The sequence below is a fragment of the Duganella radicis genome (genome assembly GCF_009720825.1).
GTDB classification, from domain to species: domain Bacteria; phylum Pseudomonadota; class Gammaproteobacteria; order Burkholderiales; family Burkholderiaceae_D; genus Rugamonas; species Rugamonas radicis.
Map to the genome: position 1 here is coordinate 119,600 of NZ_WNKY01000006.1, position 16,312 is coordinate 135,911.

12 protein-coding genes are annotated in these 16,312 nt (G+C 64.6%); 6 read left to right on the forward strand and 6 right to left on the reverse strand.

Translation table 11 applies throughout. From position 1 onward, the window contains the following. The first annotated feature begins 157 nt into the window (after window positions 1–157). Window positions 158–1,633 carry a M20 family peptidase gene (locus GM676_RS08530; protein ID WP_155463098.1) on the forward strand — a complete coding sequence of 492 codons (1,476 nt, stop codon included), beginning with the start codon at window positions 158–160 and terminating at the stop codon, window positions 1,631–1,633. Here GM676_RS08530 and GM676_RS08535 read toward each other — a convergent pair. The 3 genes from GM676_RS08535 to GM676_RS08545 form a co-directional block, all read right to left on the reverse strand. Continuing rightward, the gene (locus GM676_RS08535) at window positions 1,630–2,193 is read right to left on the reverse strand and encodes a hypothetical protein (protein WP_155463099.1); all 564 of its coding nucleotides are present in this window, start codon (window positions 2,191–2,193) and stop codon (window positions 1,630–1,632) included. The two genes, GM676_RS08530 and GM676_RS08535, sit on opposite strands and share 4 nt — an antisense overlap. A 413-nt stretch (window positions 2,194–2,606) precedes the next feature. Then, a complete protein-coding gene (locus GM676_RS08540; RefSeq protein WP_155463100.1) occupies window positions 2,607–3,314 on the reverse strand; it encodes an SDR family oxidoreductase in 708 nt (235 codons plus the stop codon). 69 nt (window positions 3,315–3,383) lie between these two features. Then, window positions 3,384–3,962 (reverse strand): TetR/AcrR family transcriptional regulator, encoded by a 579-nt coding sequence (locus GM676_RS08545; protein WP_155463101.1) that lies wholly within the window; start codon window positions 3,960–3,962, stop codon window positions 3,384–3,386. Window positions 3,963–4,055: 93 nt separating this feature from the next. Between GM676_RS08545 and GM676_RS08550 the strand changes: the two genes are divergently transcribed. The 5 genes from GM676_RS08550 to GM676_RS32760 all read left to right on the forward strand — a co-directional run bounded on the left by GM676_RS08550 (window position 4,056) and on the right by GM676_RS32760 (window position 13,847). Continuing rightward, window positions 4,056–4,778, forward strand: a complete 723-nt coding sequence (locus GM676_RS08550; protein WP_155463102.1) for a substrate-binding periplasmic protein — start codon at window positions 4,056–4,058, stop codon at window positions 4,776–4,778. A 99-nt stretch (window positions 4,779–4,877) separates the two neighbouring features. Then, window positions 4,878–6,932, forward strand: coding sequence for an alpha/beta hydrolase family protein (locus tag GM676_RS08555; protein WP_155463103.1), 2,055 nt, complete (start codon window positions 4,878–4,880; stop codon window positions 6,930–6,932). 52 nt (window positions 6,933–6,984) lie between these two features. Beyond that, complete coding sequence (pepN, locus tag GM676_RS08560; protein WP_155463104.1) at window positions 6,985–9,609, forward strand: aminopeptidase N; 2,625 nt, start codon at window positions 6,985–6,987, stop codon at window positions 9,607–9,609. Window positions 9,610–9,946: 337 nt separating this feature from the next. Then, the gene (locus tag GM676_RS08565; RefSeq protein ID WP_211923190.1) at window positions 9,947–10,672 is read left to right on the forward strand and encodes an NF038120 family PEP-CTERM protein; all 726 of its coding nucleotides are present in this window, start codon (window positions 9,947–9,949) and stop codon (window positions 10,670–10,672) included. 16 nt (window positions 10,673–10,688) lie between these two features. Then, window positions 10,689–13,847 (forward strand): S8 family serine peptidase, encoded by a 3,159-nt coding sequence (locus GM676_RS32760; RefSeq protein ID WP_155463106.1) that lies wholly within the window; start codon window positions 10,689–10,691, stop codon window positions 13,845–13,847. A 49-nt stretch (window positions 13,848–13,896) separates the two neighbouring features. Here GM676_RS32760 and GM676_RS08575 read toward each other — a convergent pair whose 3' ends face one another. Genes GM676_RS08575 through GM676_RS08585 form a run of 3 tightly spaced genes read right to left on the reverse strand, consistent with a single transcriptional unit; the run spans window position 13,897 to window position 16,273 of the window. Then, window positions 13,897–14,307, reverse strand: a complete 411-nt coding sequence (locus GM676_RS08575; protein WP_155463107.1) for a hypothetical protein — start codon at window positions 14,305–14,307, stop codon at window positions 13,897–13,899. Beyond that, window positions 14,304–15,080 (reverse strand): hypothetical protein, encoded by a 777-nt coding sequence (locus tag GM676_RS08580; protein ID WP_155463108.1) that lies wholly within the window; start codon window positions 15,078–15,080, stop codon window positions 14,304–14,306. Before GM676_RS08580 ends, GM676_RS08575 begins: the two co-directional genes overlap by 4 nt. A 44-nt stretch (window positions 15,081–15,124) precedes the next feature. Then, window positions 15,125–16,273 carry a TIGR04552 family protein gene (locus GM676_RS08585; RefSeq protein ID WP_155463109.1) on the reverse strand — a complete coding sequence of 383 codons (1,149 nt, stop codon included), beginning with the start codon at window positions 16,271–16,273 and terminating at the stop codon, window positions 15,125–15,127. Window positions 16,274–16,312: the final 39 nt, after the last annotated feature.

Consider the following 16,312-nt stretch of genomic DNA (forward strand, 5'->3'; position numbering starts at 1 on the left):
GTGCCCTCTGCGCTAGCGGTGCAAGATCGGTGGCGGGATTGGTCTGCATATTGGCGATATTAGCTGCACGATATGGCATACGCAAGCTTTAGAATCCGGTACTGCAATTCAAAACAACAGTGTCCGAAGTGGTGCATTTTTAACGGGATAAATCGATATGCTGAAGCGGATTTTGTGGACGGTGCTGGTGTTGGTGGCCGTGCTGGCGGCGGTGGTGGCATGGAACACGGTGCGGCTGTCGTCGCGCCAGATCGCAGTCAAACCGGTGGCGCCGCTGGCGCTGGAGCGCGACGCGGTGGCGGCGCGGCTGGCCGGCGCGCTGACCTTCCGCACCATCTCCGACGCCGCGTCGGCCGACACCAACGCCGAAGAATTCAAGCGCTTGCACGCCTACCTGGAACAAGCCTTCCCGCGCCTGCATGCCACGCTCAGGCGCGAGATGATCGGCCACAGCATGCTGTACACCTGGCAGGGCAGCGATCCGCAAGCCAAACCGGCGATGTGGCTGGCGCACCAGGACGTGGTGCCGGTGGCGCCGGGCACCGAAGCCGACTGGCAGCAACCGCCGTTCGGCGGTGTGGTGAAAGACGGCTTTGTGTGGGGGCGCGGCTCGTGGGACGACAAGGGCAGCCTGATTGCGCAGATGGAAGCGGTGGAGACCCTGCTGGCCGCGGGCTATCAGCCGCGCGCCACCCTCTACCTCGGCTTCGGCGCCGATGAGGAAGTGGGCGGCCAACGCGGCGCGGTGGAGATTGCGAAGCTGCTCAAGTCGCGCGGCGTGAAACTGGATTATGTGCTGGACGAGGGCATGCTGGTCACGCAGGGCATCATGAGCGGCATCGCCAAACCGGTGGCGCTGATCGGCGTGGCGGAAAAGGGTTATGCCAGCGTCAATCTGTCGGTCACCACGGCGCCCGGCCACTCATCGATGCCGCCGCAGAAAACCGCCATCGGCGCCATGAGCGCGGCGCTGGCGGAGCTGGAGCGCAAGCAGATGCCGGCCGAATTCACCGGTGTGGCGCGCGAGATGTTCGACACCATTGCGCCCGAGATGGCGGGGGCGAACCGGGTGGTGCTGTCCAACCTGTGGCTGTTCGGGCCGGTGGTGCGGCGGCAGCTGGAGCAGGGCCCCGGCACCAACGCCATCATGCGCACCACCACCGCGCTGACCGTGGTCCACGCGGGCAACAAGGACAACGTGCTGCCGGGGCGCGCCGACGCGGTGGTCAACTTCCGCCTGCGTCCGGGCGATACGGTGGCCGGCGTGATGGAACACGTCAGGCAGGTGGTCGACAACCAGGCGGTGCACGCGGAGCTGGAGGCGGGATGGTCCGAGCCGTCGCCGGTGTCGCCGGTGGCGTCGGCGCAATATGGGCTGATCAACCGCACCATCCGCGAAGTGTTCAGCGACGCCGTGGTGGCGCCGGGGATCGTGATTGGCGCGACGGATGCGCGCCATTATCAGGGCGTGAGCGACCATGTCTACCGCTTCTCGCCGGTGCGTGCGGGCAAGGACGACCTGCCGCGCTTTCACGGCACCAATGAGCGTATCGGCGTGGACAACTATCTGGAAGCGGTGCGCTTCTACGTGCGGCTGGCGAAGAACGGCGGCGCAAGCGCCGCCGGCCGTTAAGCGGAAGCGCCGCCGTAGCCCAGGTAATGGCGGGCCGGGCGCAACTCCGGCCGCGAGGCGGCATCGTCGTCATCCTGCGCCAGGAACTTGCTGCCGATTTCAAACCACTCCTCGCTGGAAATCACCTTCTGCGCCAGCGGCAGCAGCTCCTGCTCCTCCTTGTCGAGGCGCTTGAGCAGGTTCTGGCAATACAGGTCGACCGTCTTGCACAGGAACTTGCCCTGTGACGCGCTGCGGCGCATGGCGCGGCGCAGGCAACGGTAGACGGCGTTGAGCATGGCGCTGCCACGCTTGCTCAGGCATTCAAGATCGTTCAACAGCGCGCTGCAATTGGAATCGGCCGCGCGCACGGCCGGCATCAGGCAGGCTTCGACCTTGCGCTGGTGGCGCGCTTCGGCAAAGCTGGTCAGTTGCTTGAGTTGGGATTCAATGAACGCAGGATCGATCTCCTGCGGACGGCGCGCGATCGACTGCACATATTGCAGCAGACGCGAAATGAAGTGGCGTTCTTTCTTTTGCTCGATAGATAGTGTCAACAAGACATAAGTGGCAGTAAGCATAGTGGCGTTTCCCGTATTTCATGAGACTTCGGCTGCGCGGTGGTCGTCGCAGAGGAGCCAACGCGTGCGGAGGTGAGACTGATACCTTAGCGCGCTCTACAGGCTCATACAACGCCGATTTACAATTGTTCACAACTCGTTGTGATGCAATACAAAGCGAAGCATTACCGGCGGGGAAAACGAATTGCGCGCACGTCAAGCCGGCGGACAACGTGCGCGATTTCACCTGGCTGAGTAGACAATTATGCCTTTTTTCAGCGCCCGAAAATACACCCTTTATTGCAGCGGCCGAAAAAAATTTCTATCGCCCGCCTAACCCGGGGTCAGTTCTTGCAATCCAACACGGGCTCAGCCATGGACATGGCTGAGCCCGTGTTGGGTTGCAAGAACTGACCCCGAATTTTCACGAATTGTCAGGCGCGCGCTTCGCCGAGGTAGAAGCCGCGCGGGGCGCCGAGGCCGGCTTTGACCTGGCGCGATGGTTCGTCGGTCAGCACTTCGTCCTGGCCGGCTTCCAGCGCGGCGACGATGGCGGCGGCGATGGTTGCCGGCGACGATTTCGGCGCGTCCACGCCGGCCGTCATGTCGGTGTCCATGTAGCCCATGTGGGCCGCCAGCACTTGGGTGTTTTGCGCGCGCAATTCATTGCGCAGGCCGTTGGTCAGGCCCCACGCCGCCGCCTTGGAGGCGCTGTAGGTGCCGGTGGTCGGGAAGCTGGCCCAGCTCAGCGCCGACAGGATGTTGATGATGGCGCCGCCGCCGTTGCCGCCCAGTACCGGCGCAAAGGCGTTGCTCAGGGCCAGCGGGGCGAAGAAGTTCACTTCCAGCTCGGCGCGGGCCGCGTTCAATGCGTCCGGGCCGGTCACGCCGCCCACCACGTGGATGCCGGCGTTGTTGATCAGGATGTTCAGGTCGGGAATCGTTTGCACGGCGGCCGCGATGTCGGCGGCGTTGGTCACGTCCAGCTTGATCGGGGTGGCGCCGGCGATGTCGACGCTCTCGGGATTGCGCGCCGCCGCGTACACTTTGCGCGCGCCAGCTTTCACGGCCGCTGCCGCCAGTGCTTTGCCCAAACCACGGTTGGCGCCAGTAACCAGGACGACGGAGTCTTTGAAGTTCATGCTGTTTCCTTTCGAAGTTAATGTAAAACCACAATATGACCGGTCGTCTTAAAAACGGCCGAAAAAAAATCACGCCAAAATACGGCCCAGTGCCATCCGGGTGAAACGCTCCAGCGGCGCGCGGCTTTGTTCGGCCTTGGCGCGCAGCACGGCGCCTTGCCAGGCGTCGTTGACGAAGTCGGCCAGTTCGTCCGCCGGCGCGTCGGCGCTGATGCTGCCTTCCTGCTGGCCTTCGGCGATCACCGCCGCCAGCGCCGCCGTCGACCCGGCAAACGCCTCGCGCATGGCGCTGCGCATGGCCGGGATCTGGTTGGACAGCTCGGTGCTGAAGTTGCCCAGCATGCAGCCAAAATTGAATTCATTGGCGGCGTTGCCTGCGATCAGGCGTTCAAAATACTGTTGCAGGCGCTGGCGCGGCGGCAGGGCGCGGTCGCGCAGCACGGCCGCCACCTGGCTCACGCCTTCCGCATAACGTTGCAATACTTCCAGCCCCAGCGCTTCCTTGCTGGTGAAGTGGTTGTAGAACGAGCCTTTCGGCACCCCGGCGGCGTCGGTGATGTCTTGCACGCTGGTGGCGTTGAAGCCCTTGCTGTGCAGCAGCTCCAAGCCGGTGGCGACGATTTGCTCTTTAACGTTTGCTTTAGCCATGACGTAAATATGACCGGTCGTCTTAAATAAGTCAAGAACTTTTTTCAAGGTAGCGATAAGATATTCGTTATCAACTTTGAAAGGAGGGCTGCCGTGCGCAAGTTTTTGATGCCGCTGCTGCTGGCGATTCCACTGGGCGCGCCCGCCGCGTCGCTGGAACTGAAGATGTGCATCTTCGACCATCCTTTTCCGCCCATGACGTATCCCGACGGTTCCGGCCAGGCCCAGGAGGTGCTGCGCCGCGCCTCGCGCCTGCAAGCGGTGACGATCCAGAATGTGGTGGCGCCGCGCTTCCAGTGCATGGATCAGCTGCGCACCGGCCAGGCGGACGCCATGCTGGCCGCCTTCATCGAGGACCGCACCTCCTACAGCGCCTTTCCGATGAAGGATTCGCAGCCGGATGCCAGCCGTGCCGTTGGCGAGCTGAATTTTTCGGTCTCGCGCCGTCGCGGCGGCACGGTCGACTGGGATGGCAGGCAGTTCATCAATCTGGGACGCCAGCCGGTCGGCACGCAGCCGGGCTTGCTGCACGTGTCCATGCTGCGCCAGCTGAACGTGGTGATCGACGACAGCGCCGCCAGTCCGGAGCAGGCCTTCGCCATGCTGGCGCAGCACCGGGTGGCGGCGGTGGTCACGCAGCAGGGAGAGGGCGAGCTGATCATCGCCCGCAAATACAAGGGCGAGATCGAGATGCTGCCGACGCCGCTGACCGTCACGCCCATGTACCTGATCGTCAACAAGCTGTTTTACCAGAAGCACCAGGCGCAGATCGACGCCTACTGGGACGCGATACGCCAGGTGCGCGGCCTTAAGTAGCAGAAAGTAACAAGCCTACGCCCGGGCCGCCGCTCTTGGTATCATGTCCGGTCCCGGCCACAAGCCGGTATTTTTCTAATAACATCGGAGAACCCCCGAATGAGAATCCCACTGCTGCTGTTGGGCGCCGCGATGGCGTCCAGCGCCGTGGCCGCGCCGCGCGGCTTCACCGTAGAAGACCTGGTCAAGATGGAGCGCGTTGGCAGCCCGGTGCTGTCGCCCGACGCCACCCGCGTGGTGTACACCGTGCGCAGCACCGACATGGACAAGAACCGCGGCAACACGCAGCTGTGGCTGCTGGATCTGCGCCACCCGAAAGCGGCGCCGCTGCGCCTGACGCAAGCCGCCGCCAGCGCCACCGATCCGGAATGGTCGCCGGGCGGCGATGCGATTTACTTCCTGTCCGGCCGCTCCGGCTCGTCGCAGGTGTGGCGCCTGCCACTGAGCGGCGGTGAGGCCGCCAAGGTCACCGACCTGCCGCTGGACGTGGACAATTTCCGCCTGTCGCCGCAGGGCGACCGCCTGCTGTTCAGCATGGCGGTGTACCGCGACTGCGCCGATCTGGCATGCAGCAAGAAGCGCTTCGACGAGCAGGCCAGGGTCAAGGCCAGCGGCAAGGTCTACGACAAGCTGTTCGTGCGTCACTGGGATACCTGGGCCGATGGCCGCAACAATGTGCTGTACTCGGCGCCGATCGACGCCAGCGGCAAGGTCAGCGCCGAGCCGGTCAGCCTGAGCGGCAAGCTGGATGGCGACGTGCCGTCCAAGCCGTTTGGCGACCACGATGAATATCACTTCAGCCCGGACGGCAAGACCGTGGCCTTCTCGGCCCGCATCGCCGGCCGCACCGAAGCCTGGTCGACCAACTTCGACGTCTACACCGTGCCCGCCACCGGCGGCGAGCCCAACAACCTGACCGCCGACAACAAGGCCTGGGATACCAAGGCCATCTATTCGCCGGACGGCAAGACCCTGGCTTACGTGGCCATGGACAAGCCGACCTTCGAGGCCGACCGCTTCCACCTGGTGCTGATCGACGTCGCCAGCGGCAAGAAGCGCACCGTGGCCGACAGCTGGGACCGTTCTATCGCGGACTTCCGCTGGACCCCGGACAGCAAGGCCGTGCTGGCGGTGGCCGACGACATCGGCCAGCATCGCCTGTTCTCCATCGACGCCGCCAGCGGCAAGGTGACCGCGCTGACCGGCAAGGGCTATGTCAGCGGCTTCGATGTGGCGAAAGACACGGTACTGATCGCGCAAGCCCATCTGTCCTCGGGCGCGCAGCTGTACAAGTTCAAGCTGGGCGGCACCGCCGACAAGGCCGAGCAGCTGACCCACCTGAATGAAGCCGCGCTGGCCGACGTCAAGTTCGGCGAGTACGAGCAGTTCTCCTTCGTGGGCGCCAATGGCGACACCGTCTATGGTCACGTGATGAAGCCATGGAACGCGCAGCCGGGCCAGAAGTATCCGGTGGCCTTCCTGGTGCACGGCGGCCCGCAGGGCAGCTTCGGCAACTCGTGGAGCTATCGCTGGAATCCGCAGGTGTATGCCGGCGCCGGTTACGCCACCGTGTTCATCGACTTCCACGGTTCCACCGGCTACGGCCAGAAGTTCACCGATTCGATCAGCGGCGACTGGGGCGGCAAGCCGCTGGAAGACCTGCAAAAAGGCCTGGCCGCGGCGGTACAGAAGTTCCCGTGGCTGGACCGCGAGAACAGCTGCGCGCTGGGCGCCTCGTACGGCGGCTTCATGATGAACTGGATCGCCGGCAACTGGTCGGACGGCTTCAAGTGCATCGTCAACCACGACGGCGTGTTCGACACGCGCGGCATGGCTTACTCCACCGAAGAGATCTGGTTCACCGAGTGGGAAAACGGCGGCCCTTACTACGAGGTGCCGGAACTGCACGAGAAGTTCAACCCGGCGCTGAAAGTGAAGAACTGGAAGACGCCGATGCTGGTGGTGCAGGGCGATCTGGACTTCCGCATCCCGACCGCGCAGGGCCTGGGCACCTTCACCGCCTTGCAGCGCCAGGGCATCCCGAGCAAGTTCCTGTTCTTCCCGGATGAGAATCACTGGGTGCTGAAACCGGCCAACTCGGTGCTGTGGCATCACACAGTGTTGGATTGGCTGAACACTTACACCAAGAAGTAAGCATTCCGCACAACGCCCGCCACTGCGGGCGTTTTCACGTTAGGACGAACACATGAAACCATACCTGATCGCCGCCGCGATCGCGCTGGCCTTTGGCGGCGCGCACGCCGCCGCGCCGGCCCCGCGCGCCGAAAACGCCTATCTCTCGCAACAGGACGCCGCCGCCCGCGCCGCGCGTGTCAGCAATGTCGATTACACGCTGGACTTCACGCTGACCGGCAAGGAATCCTTCAGCGGCACCACCACCCTCAGCTTCGACTTGAGCGATGCCTCGCAGGCGCTGACCATCGATCTCGATAAAGCCGGCATCACCAGCCTGACCGTCAACGGCAAGACCGTCGCGCCGCAGTACAACCAGTGGTTCATCACGCTGGCGGCGCAGGATCTGGTGGCCGGCCGCAACACCGTCACCATCGCCTACACGCGCCTGCACAGCACCAATGGCGAAGGCTTGCACCGCATGGTCGACCCGGTCGATGGCCGCGTCTACACCTACTCGCACTTCGAGCCGGCCGCCGCGCATCAGATGTTCCCGGTGTTCGATCAGCCGGATTTGAAAGGCACTTACCAGATCACCGTCAGCACGCCGGCCGATTGGGTGGTCTCGTCCACCATGCGCGAGACCAGTGTGCAGGACGTCGATGGCGGCAAGCGCTGGAGCTTCCCGCGCTCGAAAAAACTGAGCCCCTATAACTTCTCCATGCACGCCGGCCCGTACAAGGTCTGGGAAGACAACAGCGGCAAATATCCGATGCGCCTGTTCGCACGCCAGTCAGTGGCGGCGCAGGTGTCGCCGCAGGACTGGTTCAAGTACACCAGGCAGGGCCTGGGTTTCTTCGACCAGTACTTCGGCATCCCTTACCAGTTCGAGAAGTACGACCAGCTGCTGGTGCCCGACTTCCTGTACGGCGCGATGGAAAATGCCGCCGCCATCACCTTCGCCGAAGGCCGCTTCCTGCACAAGGAAGAAATGACGGCGGCGCAGAAGCAATCGCTGGCCGGCGTCATCATGCACGAGATGGCGCACCAGTGGTTCGGCGATCTGGTCACCATGAAGTGGTGGAACGGCTTGTGGCTGAACGAGAGCTTCGCGTCCTTCATGGGCACGCTGGCGACCGCCGAGTCGACCGAGTTCACCAACGCCTGGCAGGGCTTCTACTCGGGCGGCAAGCAGTCCGCTTATGTGCAGGATCAGCGCGTGACCACGCACGCCATTGAAACGCCGGTGGCGTCGACCGCCAACGCCTTCGACAACATCGACGCCATCACCTATTCCAAAGGCGCCTCCACCCTCAAGCAACTGCGCCATCTGCTGGGCGAGGAAGTGTTCCGCCAGGGTGTGCACAATTACCTGGTCAAATACCAGTACCGCAACGCCACGCTGGATGACTTCATCGGCAGCCTGGCCGAGGCCGCGCAGCGCGACCTTGGTGGCTGGACCAGGGAATGGCTGTATGAAGCGGGCGTGAACACCATCGCTGCCGACTTCAGCTGCAAGGCCGGCAAGGTCAGTTCCTTCACGCTGCGCCAGAGCGCGGCCAGTCCGGCGCTGCCGACGCTGCGCGAACAGCGCGTGCGGATCGCCTTGTTCCAGCAGGGCGCGCACGGTCTCGCATTGAGCAAAAACGTGGCGGTCACGTACAAGGGCGCGGCCACCGCGGTGCCGGAACTGCAAGGCGCAGCCTGTCCGGACCTGGTCTATCCGAACTATCAGGACTGGGGCTTTGCGCAAGTGCGGCTGGATAAGAAATCCTTCGCCACCGCGCAGTCCAGCCTGAGCAAGGTGGATGATCCACTGCTGCGCTCCATGCTGTGGCAAAGCCTGTGGGACAGCGTGCGCGCCGCCCAGCTGCCGCTGAACGACTTCCTGAAAACGGTGCTGGCCAACGCGCCGGCCGAGAGGGATTACACGCTGCTGGGCGATATCGTCGACAAGGTGCGTTCGGCCAAGGGTTATCTCGATGCGATGGGCCCGTCGTCCTACAGCGGCAAGGTCGGCGTGCAGCTGGAGCAGATGGCGTTCAAGGCCACGCAGGCCGCCAGCGCCGACAAGAACTTCCAGCGCCGCTGGTTCTCCGCTTACCTGAATGTGGCCAGCAGCCCGGCCGCGCTCGGGCAACTGGCCGACATCCTGAACGGCAAGCTGGTGGTGCCGGGCCTGAACGTCAGCCAGGATGTGCGCTGGGAGATCATTGGCCGTCTGAACCGCTATGCCTATCCGGGCAGTACGGAACTGCTGGCCGCCGAGCAGCAGCGCGATCAATCCGACAGTGGTCAGCAAGCCGCCATTGCCGCCACCGTGGTGCGGCCGGATGCCAAGGTGAAAGCCGAGTGGCTGGGCACCATCGCCAACTTGCAGACCCGGCTGCCGTTCTCGAAAGTGCGTACCGCCATGAATTATCTGTACCCGGCCGAGCAGGGCGCGCTGAACGAGCAAAGCGCGGCGCAGCGTCTGGGTGGTCTCGGCGTGGTCGACCAGCAGGCCGGCCCGGTCTACATGCGGGCCTTTGGCGCGGCCATGATTCCGGCCACCTGCACCCCGGCCAGCGTCGAGCGCCTGGCGGCGGCAATTGTTAAATTGCCGGATTTGTCGACAGGAACCAAACGTTCACTTCTGGTAACAAAGCAGGAAGATGAACGCTGCGTTGCTATAAAGAAAGCAATGGCAGTATTTTAATTGGCCCCGGTTCGTCCGCACCCAAGCCAGCCCGCGCGGCTGGCTTTTTTTACGCCCGCCAGAACAAGTTTTTGCACAATTACAACGGAAAATCAGCCATTAGAGCATATCCTCATGACCTCCCGATGACATGCGCTTCATAGCGCAAGCAGGATTTTATTTGGTTTTTATAAAGATAATTAAACAATAAACGTTACAGTTTCATTACCTTTGCTCAAAGGCTGAGGCTATATTAAATGTTACTTTTTAAGAAAAGTAATCAGGGCCCCGTCGGGCAATCGACCGGGCGGGCCATGGCTTTATCCCTTAACCACAAGGCAGAGAAATGAACGACTCCATGCAATTGAAACGGATGACGGCGGCCGCATTGGGCGCCATTGCGCTGATGAGCGCCGCGCCGGCCATGGCCGATATCATCGATTTCAACTCCCTCGATTCCAACACCTTCAACGGCCTCGATACCTTCGATTCCGGCGCCTATCACTTCCTGGTGATCGACTCGCCCGCATCCGGCCCGGACGGCACCGGTTTCGCCGGCGCCATCGGCAACGGCGGCGACCCTTACCTGTGCGCGATTGCCGGCTGCCCGAGCGGCAACAGCAGCAACTTCTACCTGGGCGTCAACGACGGCAGCGTGAATATTTCGCGTGGCGACAACAAATCATTCAGCCTGGGCAGGGTGGACTACGCCTTCCTGGCCCCGGTCGACAACCTGCCGGGCTATTCCTACGGCCAATTGGTGGTGACCGGCACCACCAGCGGCGGCGGCAAGGTCACTTACTCCTTCGATTTCCCTGAGCTGGCCAGCGGCCACTCGCCGTTCATCACGGCCGACCTGTCGTCCAGGTTCGGCAACACCCTGTTCAGCAACGTCACCATCAGCTCCTGCATCTTCGATGGCGCCGGTTGCGTCAACCCGTCCGACAATCAGGCCCAGTTCGCGTTCGACAATCTGACGCTGGCGCCGGTGCCGGAGCCTTCGAGCTACGCCATGATGGGCCTGGGTCTGGCTGCGATCAGCCTGGTGGTGCGTCGTCGCGCCAACAAGAACAACAACGTTTAAGCGGGGACTGCACACCATGAAACTGAAACTTCGTCCTGTTACCACCGCCGTCCTGCTGACGCTGTCGGCCATGGCCGCCACCGCGCACGCCGAAGCCGAGCGCAAATCCTACATCGTGCAACTGGTCGACAAGCCGGTCGCCACCTACACCGGCCAGGTGGCCGGCCTGGCCGCCACCATGCCGGCCCAGGGCCAGCGCCTGAATGTCGACGCGGCCGACGTGCAAGCCTACATCAGCTACCTGGAAAGCAAGCAGAACGACGTGATCAGCACCGTCGCCAACGCCGAAGTGACCCACAAGTACGACGTGGTGTTCAACGGCTTTGCCGCCCTGCTGACCGACGATGAAGTGCGCGCGCTGAAAAAGAACAGCGGCGTGGCCTCCATCACCGCCGACTCCATCATGCAGATGGACGACAGCTATGTGAACTCGTTCATCGGCCTCGACAAGCCCGGCGGCCTGTGGTCGCAGTTGGGCGCCGGCGCCGCCGGTGAAGACATTGTGATCGGCATCGTCGACGGCGGCATCTGGCCGGAAAACCCAAGCTACGCCGACCGCGAAGACGACAACGGCAACCCGAGCCACACCGGCAGCAAGCTGGTGTACGGCGCCCCGCCAGTCACCTGGAAAGGCGGCTGCGACGCTGGCGAAGGCTTCAGCGTGGCCAACTGCAACAACAAGCTGATCGGCGCGCGCTACTACAAGCCGGCGGCGCAAACCCTGCACTGGACCGAATTCAACTCGGCGCGCGACTCGGTGGCCGGCACCGAAGGCCAGGGCGGCCACGGCAGCCACACCTCCAGCACCGCTGGCGGCAACGGCAATGTGTCGGTGCTGACCGGCGGCCTCAACCTGGGCAAGACTTCCGGCGTGGCGCCGCGCGCCCGCATCGCCGCCTACAAGGTGTGCTGGACCGACGGCGTCACCGGCAAGAACGGCTGCGCCACCGCCAACAGCGTGGCCGCCATCAACCAGGCGGTCAAGGATGGCGTCAACGTCATCAACTTCTCGATCGGCCCGAGCACCGGCGGCGGCACCTTCAACGAGGCGACCGAGCAAGCCTTCTTCGGCGCGGCGGCGGCCGGCGTGTTCGTGGCGGCATCGGCCGGCAACCAGGGCCCGACCGCCACCGCGCCGGCGCCGGTGGCCCACATCAGCCCATGGCTGACCACGGTCGGCAACTCGACTCATGACCGCCTCTACCTCGCCGATGCCGCGCTGGGCAGCGGCGCCACCGTGACGGGCGTCTCCAGCAACGCCAACACGCCGTCCGCACCGCTGATTCTGTCCACGGACGCCGGCGTGGCCGGCGCCGATCCGGTCAAGCTGGGGCAGTGCTTCGGCCCGGCGGACAGCATGTCGCCGTTGCTGGACCCGGCCAAGGTGACCGGCAAGATACTGGTGTGCAACCGCGGTGACAATGTGCTGGTCAACAAGAGCGCCAACGGCAAGACCGCCGGCGCGGTGGGCGTGATCATCGCCAACGTCGAAGGCGGCGCCACCACCACGCTGAGCCAGCCGCACACGCTGTCGACCATCCACATCACCAAGGAAAACGGCAAGATCGTCAAGGACTACGTGGCGGCCAACCCGGCCTCGGCCAACGGCTCGCTGGGCAACCTGCGCGCCACCGTCGACACCAGCGTCAAGGCGCCGATCATGAACGGTTCCTCGTCGCGCGGCCCGAACGTGGCCAGCGCCAACATCCTGAAACCGGACCTGACCGCGCCCGGCACCGACATCCTGGCCGCCGTGACCGCCGACCTGACCAAGGACCAGCGCAATGCGGTGGCCGCCGGCGGCGCCGCGCCGGTCACCGACTGGGCGTTCTACACCGGCACCTCGATGGCCTCGCCGCACGTGGCGGGCGTGGCGGCGCTGCTGAAACAGCGTCATCCCGACTGGACCCCGGCCGCCATCAAGTCGGCGCTGATGACCACCGCCTACGACACCTACACCGACGGCCTGACCAGCGGCGTGGCGTGGGATGCCACCGCCAGGAACACCGGCACGCTGCCATGGGCGCAGGGCGCCGGCCACATCGCGCCAACCAGCGCCGCCGATCCCGGTCTGGTGTACGACATCGCCCCGGTCGATTACGCCCGCTTCCTGTGCGGCCAGGGTCTGATCTACACGGCGGCGCAGTGCACCTCGTTCGGCGGCTCGATCGCGGCGCAGAACCTGAACCTGGCCTCGCTGACCGCCGGTAACGTGCTGGGCTCGATCACCCTGACCCGTACCGTGACCAACGTCGGCAATACCACCGCCACCTACAACGCCAGCGCCTCGGTGCCGGGCTACGCGGTGGTGGTGTCGCCGTCGCAACTGGTGCTGGCGCCGGGCGCCAAAGCCAGCTTCACGGTGAAGGTGACCCGCATCGACGCGCCGATCGATACCTGGACCTACGGCAAGCTGGTGTGGAGCGATGGCAGCCACAACGTGCGCAGCCCGCTGACCGTGCGCGGCAGCGCGCTGGCGGCGCCGGCCGGCGTCTACAGCGAGGCCACCAGCGGCAGCAAGATCATCACCATCGGCACCGGCTTTGCCGGCAGCATGAGCGCGGTGAAGGGCGGCCTGATCCCGGCGTCGCAGGAAACCCGCACCGTGGTGCAGGGCACCAGCCTGTCGACCGCCAACGCGCAGTGCGCGGCCGGCGGTTCGGCCGGCGTCAACCTGCACAACGTCACCATCCCGGCCGGCACCATCGCCGCGCGCTTCTCGCTGTTTGACGATGAAGTGACGGGCGCCACCCCGGGCCTGAGCGACCTCGACATGGTGGTGATCAAGGGCACGACCGTGGTGGGCAGCAGCGGTGGCGATACCGCCAACGAGTCGGTACAGCTGCTGAACCCGGCCGCTGGCGACTACAAGGTGTGCGTGGTGGGCTATGCGCCGAAAGGCGGCTCGGCCACCTACGTGCTGTCGAGCTGGCTGGTGAATTCGGCCTCGACCGGCGGCAACTTCAAGGTCAACGTGCCAAGCTCGGCGACCATCGGCGGCACCGCCACCGTGGGCATCAGCTGGTCGGGCCTGCCGGTTGGCAAGCGTTATGTGGGCGCAGTGAACTTCCTGCTGGGCGGCGTCAAGCAGGGCACCACCGTGGTGGACGTGGATACCACCGATCCGCTGCCGCTGTTCCAGAACTCGCGCGTGAAGCAGGCGCTGGCGTTCTGATCCCCTCAGCCTGAACGAAAAGTCCGCGTGCGGTACGACGCGGGCTTTTTTATTTGACGCTGGCCGGTCCCGGGTTGAGCAGCGCCGGCGGGTTGATCACGCACACGCCGGCGCGGCAGGTGGCGCCGGGATCGCTGACCACGGAGCAGGTCGACATCATGCCTTCCCGCTTGTCGTCGGCGCGGCGCGCGGCGGCGTGCTGTTCCACCAGCGCTTTCAGTTGCGTGCCGTCGCCGTTCTTGCTCGACCACGCGATGTAGCGCTCCGGTCCGCCACAGGCCTTGGCGCCCACGCCCAGGCTGTGGCATTGGCTGCCGTTGTCGCAGGCCAGGTCGCTATTGGCGGCCTGGACTTTCTGCCACAGTTCCGGCGTGGTTTCCGGTGGCCGCGCGCCGGCGCAGGCGGTCAGGACGATCAGGCTGGCCGCGGCCAAGCGCAAGGTGGGAACAAGGTTTTTCATGGCGATGGCGTGATAGGTTGATGGCTAAAGCTTAGCAGGGTTTCGTCCGACCAGCGCTGATCCCAGATCGGCGCGTAATAAGCGCGGTCCAGCAGCACCTGGCAGTCGCAATAGGGCAGGCTGGCCTCGGTCTGCGTGCCGCCGGCGTGCAGCGCGGTGGGGGGCAGGTTGGCGCTGAGATTGCCGTCGAACAGGGTGATGCCAGTGACCGGACCGTCGGCAAAGAACAGGTAATTGCCATCCGGCGCATTGCACACGCTGTCCGCGCTGGTGAACATATCGCTCAGCCAGGCAAACAGGTGGGCGTTGTTGGACAGCAGCCCGGCCTCCACGCCGACCCGGCATTCCAGCCGCAAATCGCCCAGCCGGCGCATGCCTTCCGGCACGCCGGGGCTGCGCACCTGCGCGCGCCAGGTCAGCGTGCTGGTCTTGCGGCTGGCGATCAGGGCGGCGTCTTCCTTGAGTGCCTGGGCGTTGCGCTCCAGCGTGAAGCTGTGATCGGCCGCCACCGGCACCGGCAGCGACACCGTATCGCCGGCCACGCGCAAGGTGATGCCCTCCAGTTGCGTGGTGGCCAGGCGCGGCAGCAACTGGAAGCGCAGCGTGGCCCGCGGCGCCAGCGCGTGCTGGCGCTCGAACAGGTCCATGCCGGCGATCATCTTGCGGTAGGACTTGTCGACCGGGTCGCGCGTTGCTGGCACGGTGACGCTGGGGGCGTTCTGGGCGGCAGCGCAACTTGCCGCCAGCAATGCCGCCACCAGAAAGGTTCTCATGACGGCACGATGGTAAGCCATCGCCGCCGCCGGCGGCGCACCGTTCACACGGCCGGCTGGCTTTCGACCCAGCGGATCAGCTCGCGGCCGAACACGCGGGTGCGGGCGGTGTCCACCTGGCGTTTCTTGTAGGCTTCGTGGCTGGCCGGGCCGCTCAGGCTGCGCTGGTAGCTGGCCTCGTCCATCAGCTGGATTTCGTACTCGAAGAAAAAGCCGACGTCGTAATCCTGCTCGGGCGCCGCATCGAGCTGCTGCACGTGGATCATCTTGCGCACCGTCACCTGGATGCTGTTGAAGCCGACCCCGCTGTGCGGATTGTCGCAGCGTGTTTGCGGCTGGGCGATATCGGCCAGCTCCGCGTCCATTTGCCGCAGCAGATCGAGCGGATACGTCTTGCTGTGCTCCAGCTGGGCCCGGTATTTGCAAAAAACCTCCTTGGCCGCGTCGAGGTCAAGCAGGGTGTTGCGGGTGCGTTCGGCATCGACATTGGTGACCGACAGCAGATGCGCGCGCTGCAAGGTGCGCAGGGCCAGCAGGCACTCGCAGCGGGTGGCAAACACCAGCCGCACGCCCAGATGGTCGAAGATGTCGGCCGCCAGGTAGGCGGCTTTTTGCAGCAGCTTGAGCAGGATGCTGTTGCGGCCCTTGTTATCCTTGCGGTCGTAATGCAGCAGCGGCAGGCAGACTTCGCCGTCGGTGAGGAAATGGCGCTCGCCGTCGCTGCGGATCACCTCGTCCAGGGTGCCGAACACCTGCGCGCGGATGGCATGGAAATGGCGCAGCTTGAGGTTGTTGTCGATGTAAAAAATCCCGTGCATCACCTTGAGCACGGCGCACGACCACATGCGCCGCACATCGACCAGTTGCCCGCGCAGCGAGGCATACACCAGCAGCTGCAAAGGGTCTTCCGGCTCGGCCACCTCGGGCGGGATCAGCCCGGCCTGGTCCGGGGCGAGAAAGGTGCAGCGGATGAAAGCCACCGCCTCGGCATGGGCGCGGCGGATCAGCCCGACGGCGGCCGGCTGCTCCAGGTCGAAACCGTATTCGCGCACGAACTGATGCGCATCGTGCAGATTGCGCAGGGCCAGCTCACCCAGATCGATCGCCGAGACGCCATTGGCGATGGCATTCAGATAGCTCCAGTTGAGCGACAGCTTGCCGTCGCTCCTGAGCGTTGCCCGCAGTTCCGTCATGTCTCCTCCAGCGCCATTTATTGGTTGTCGCTTGGAACT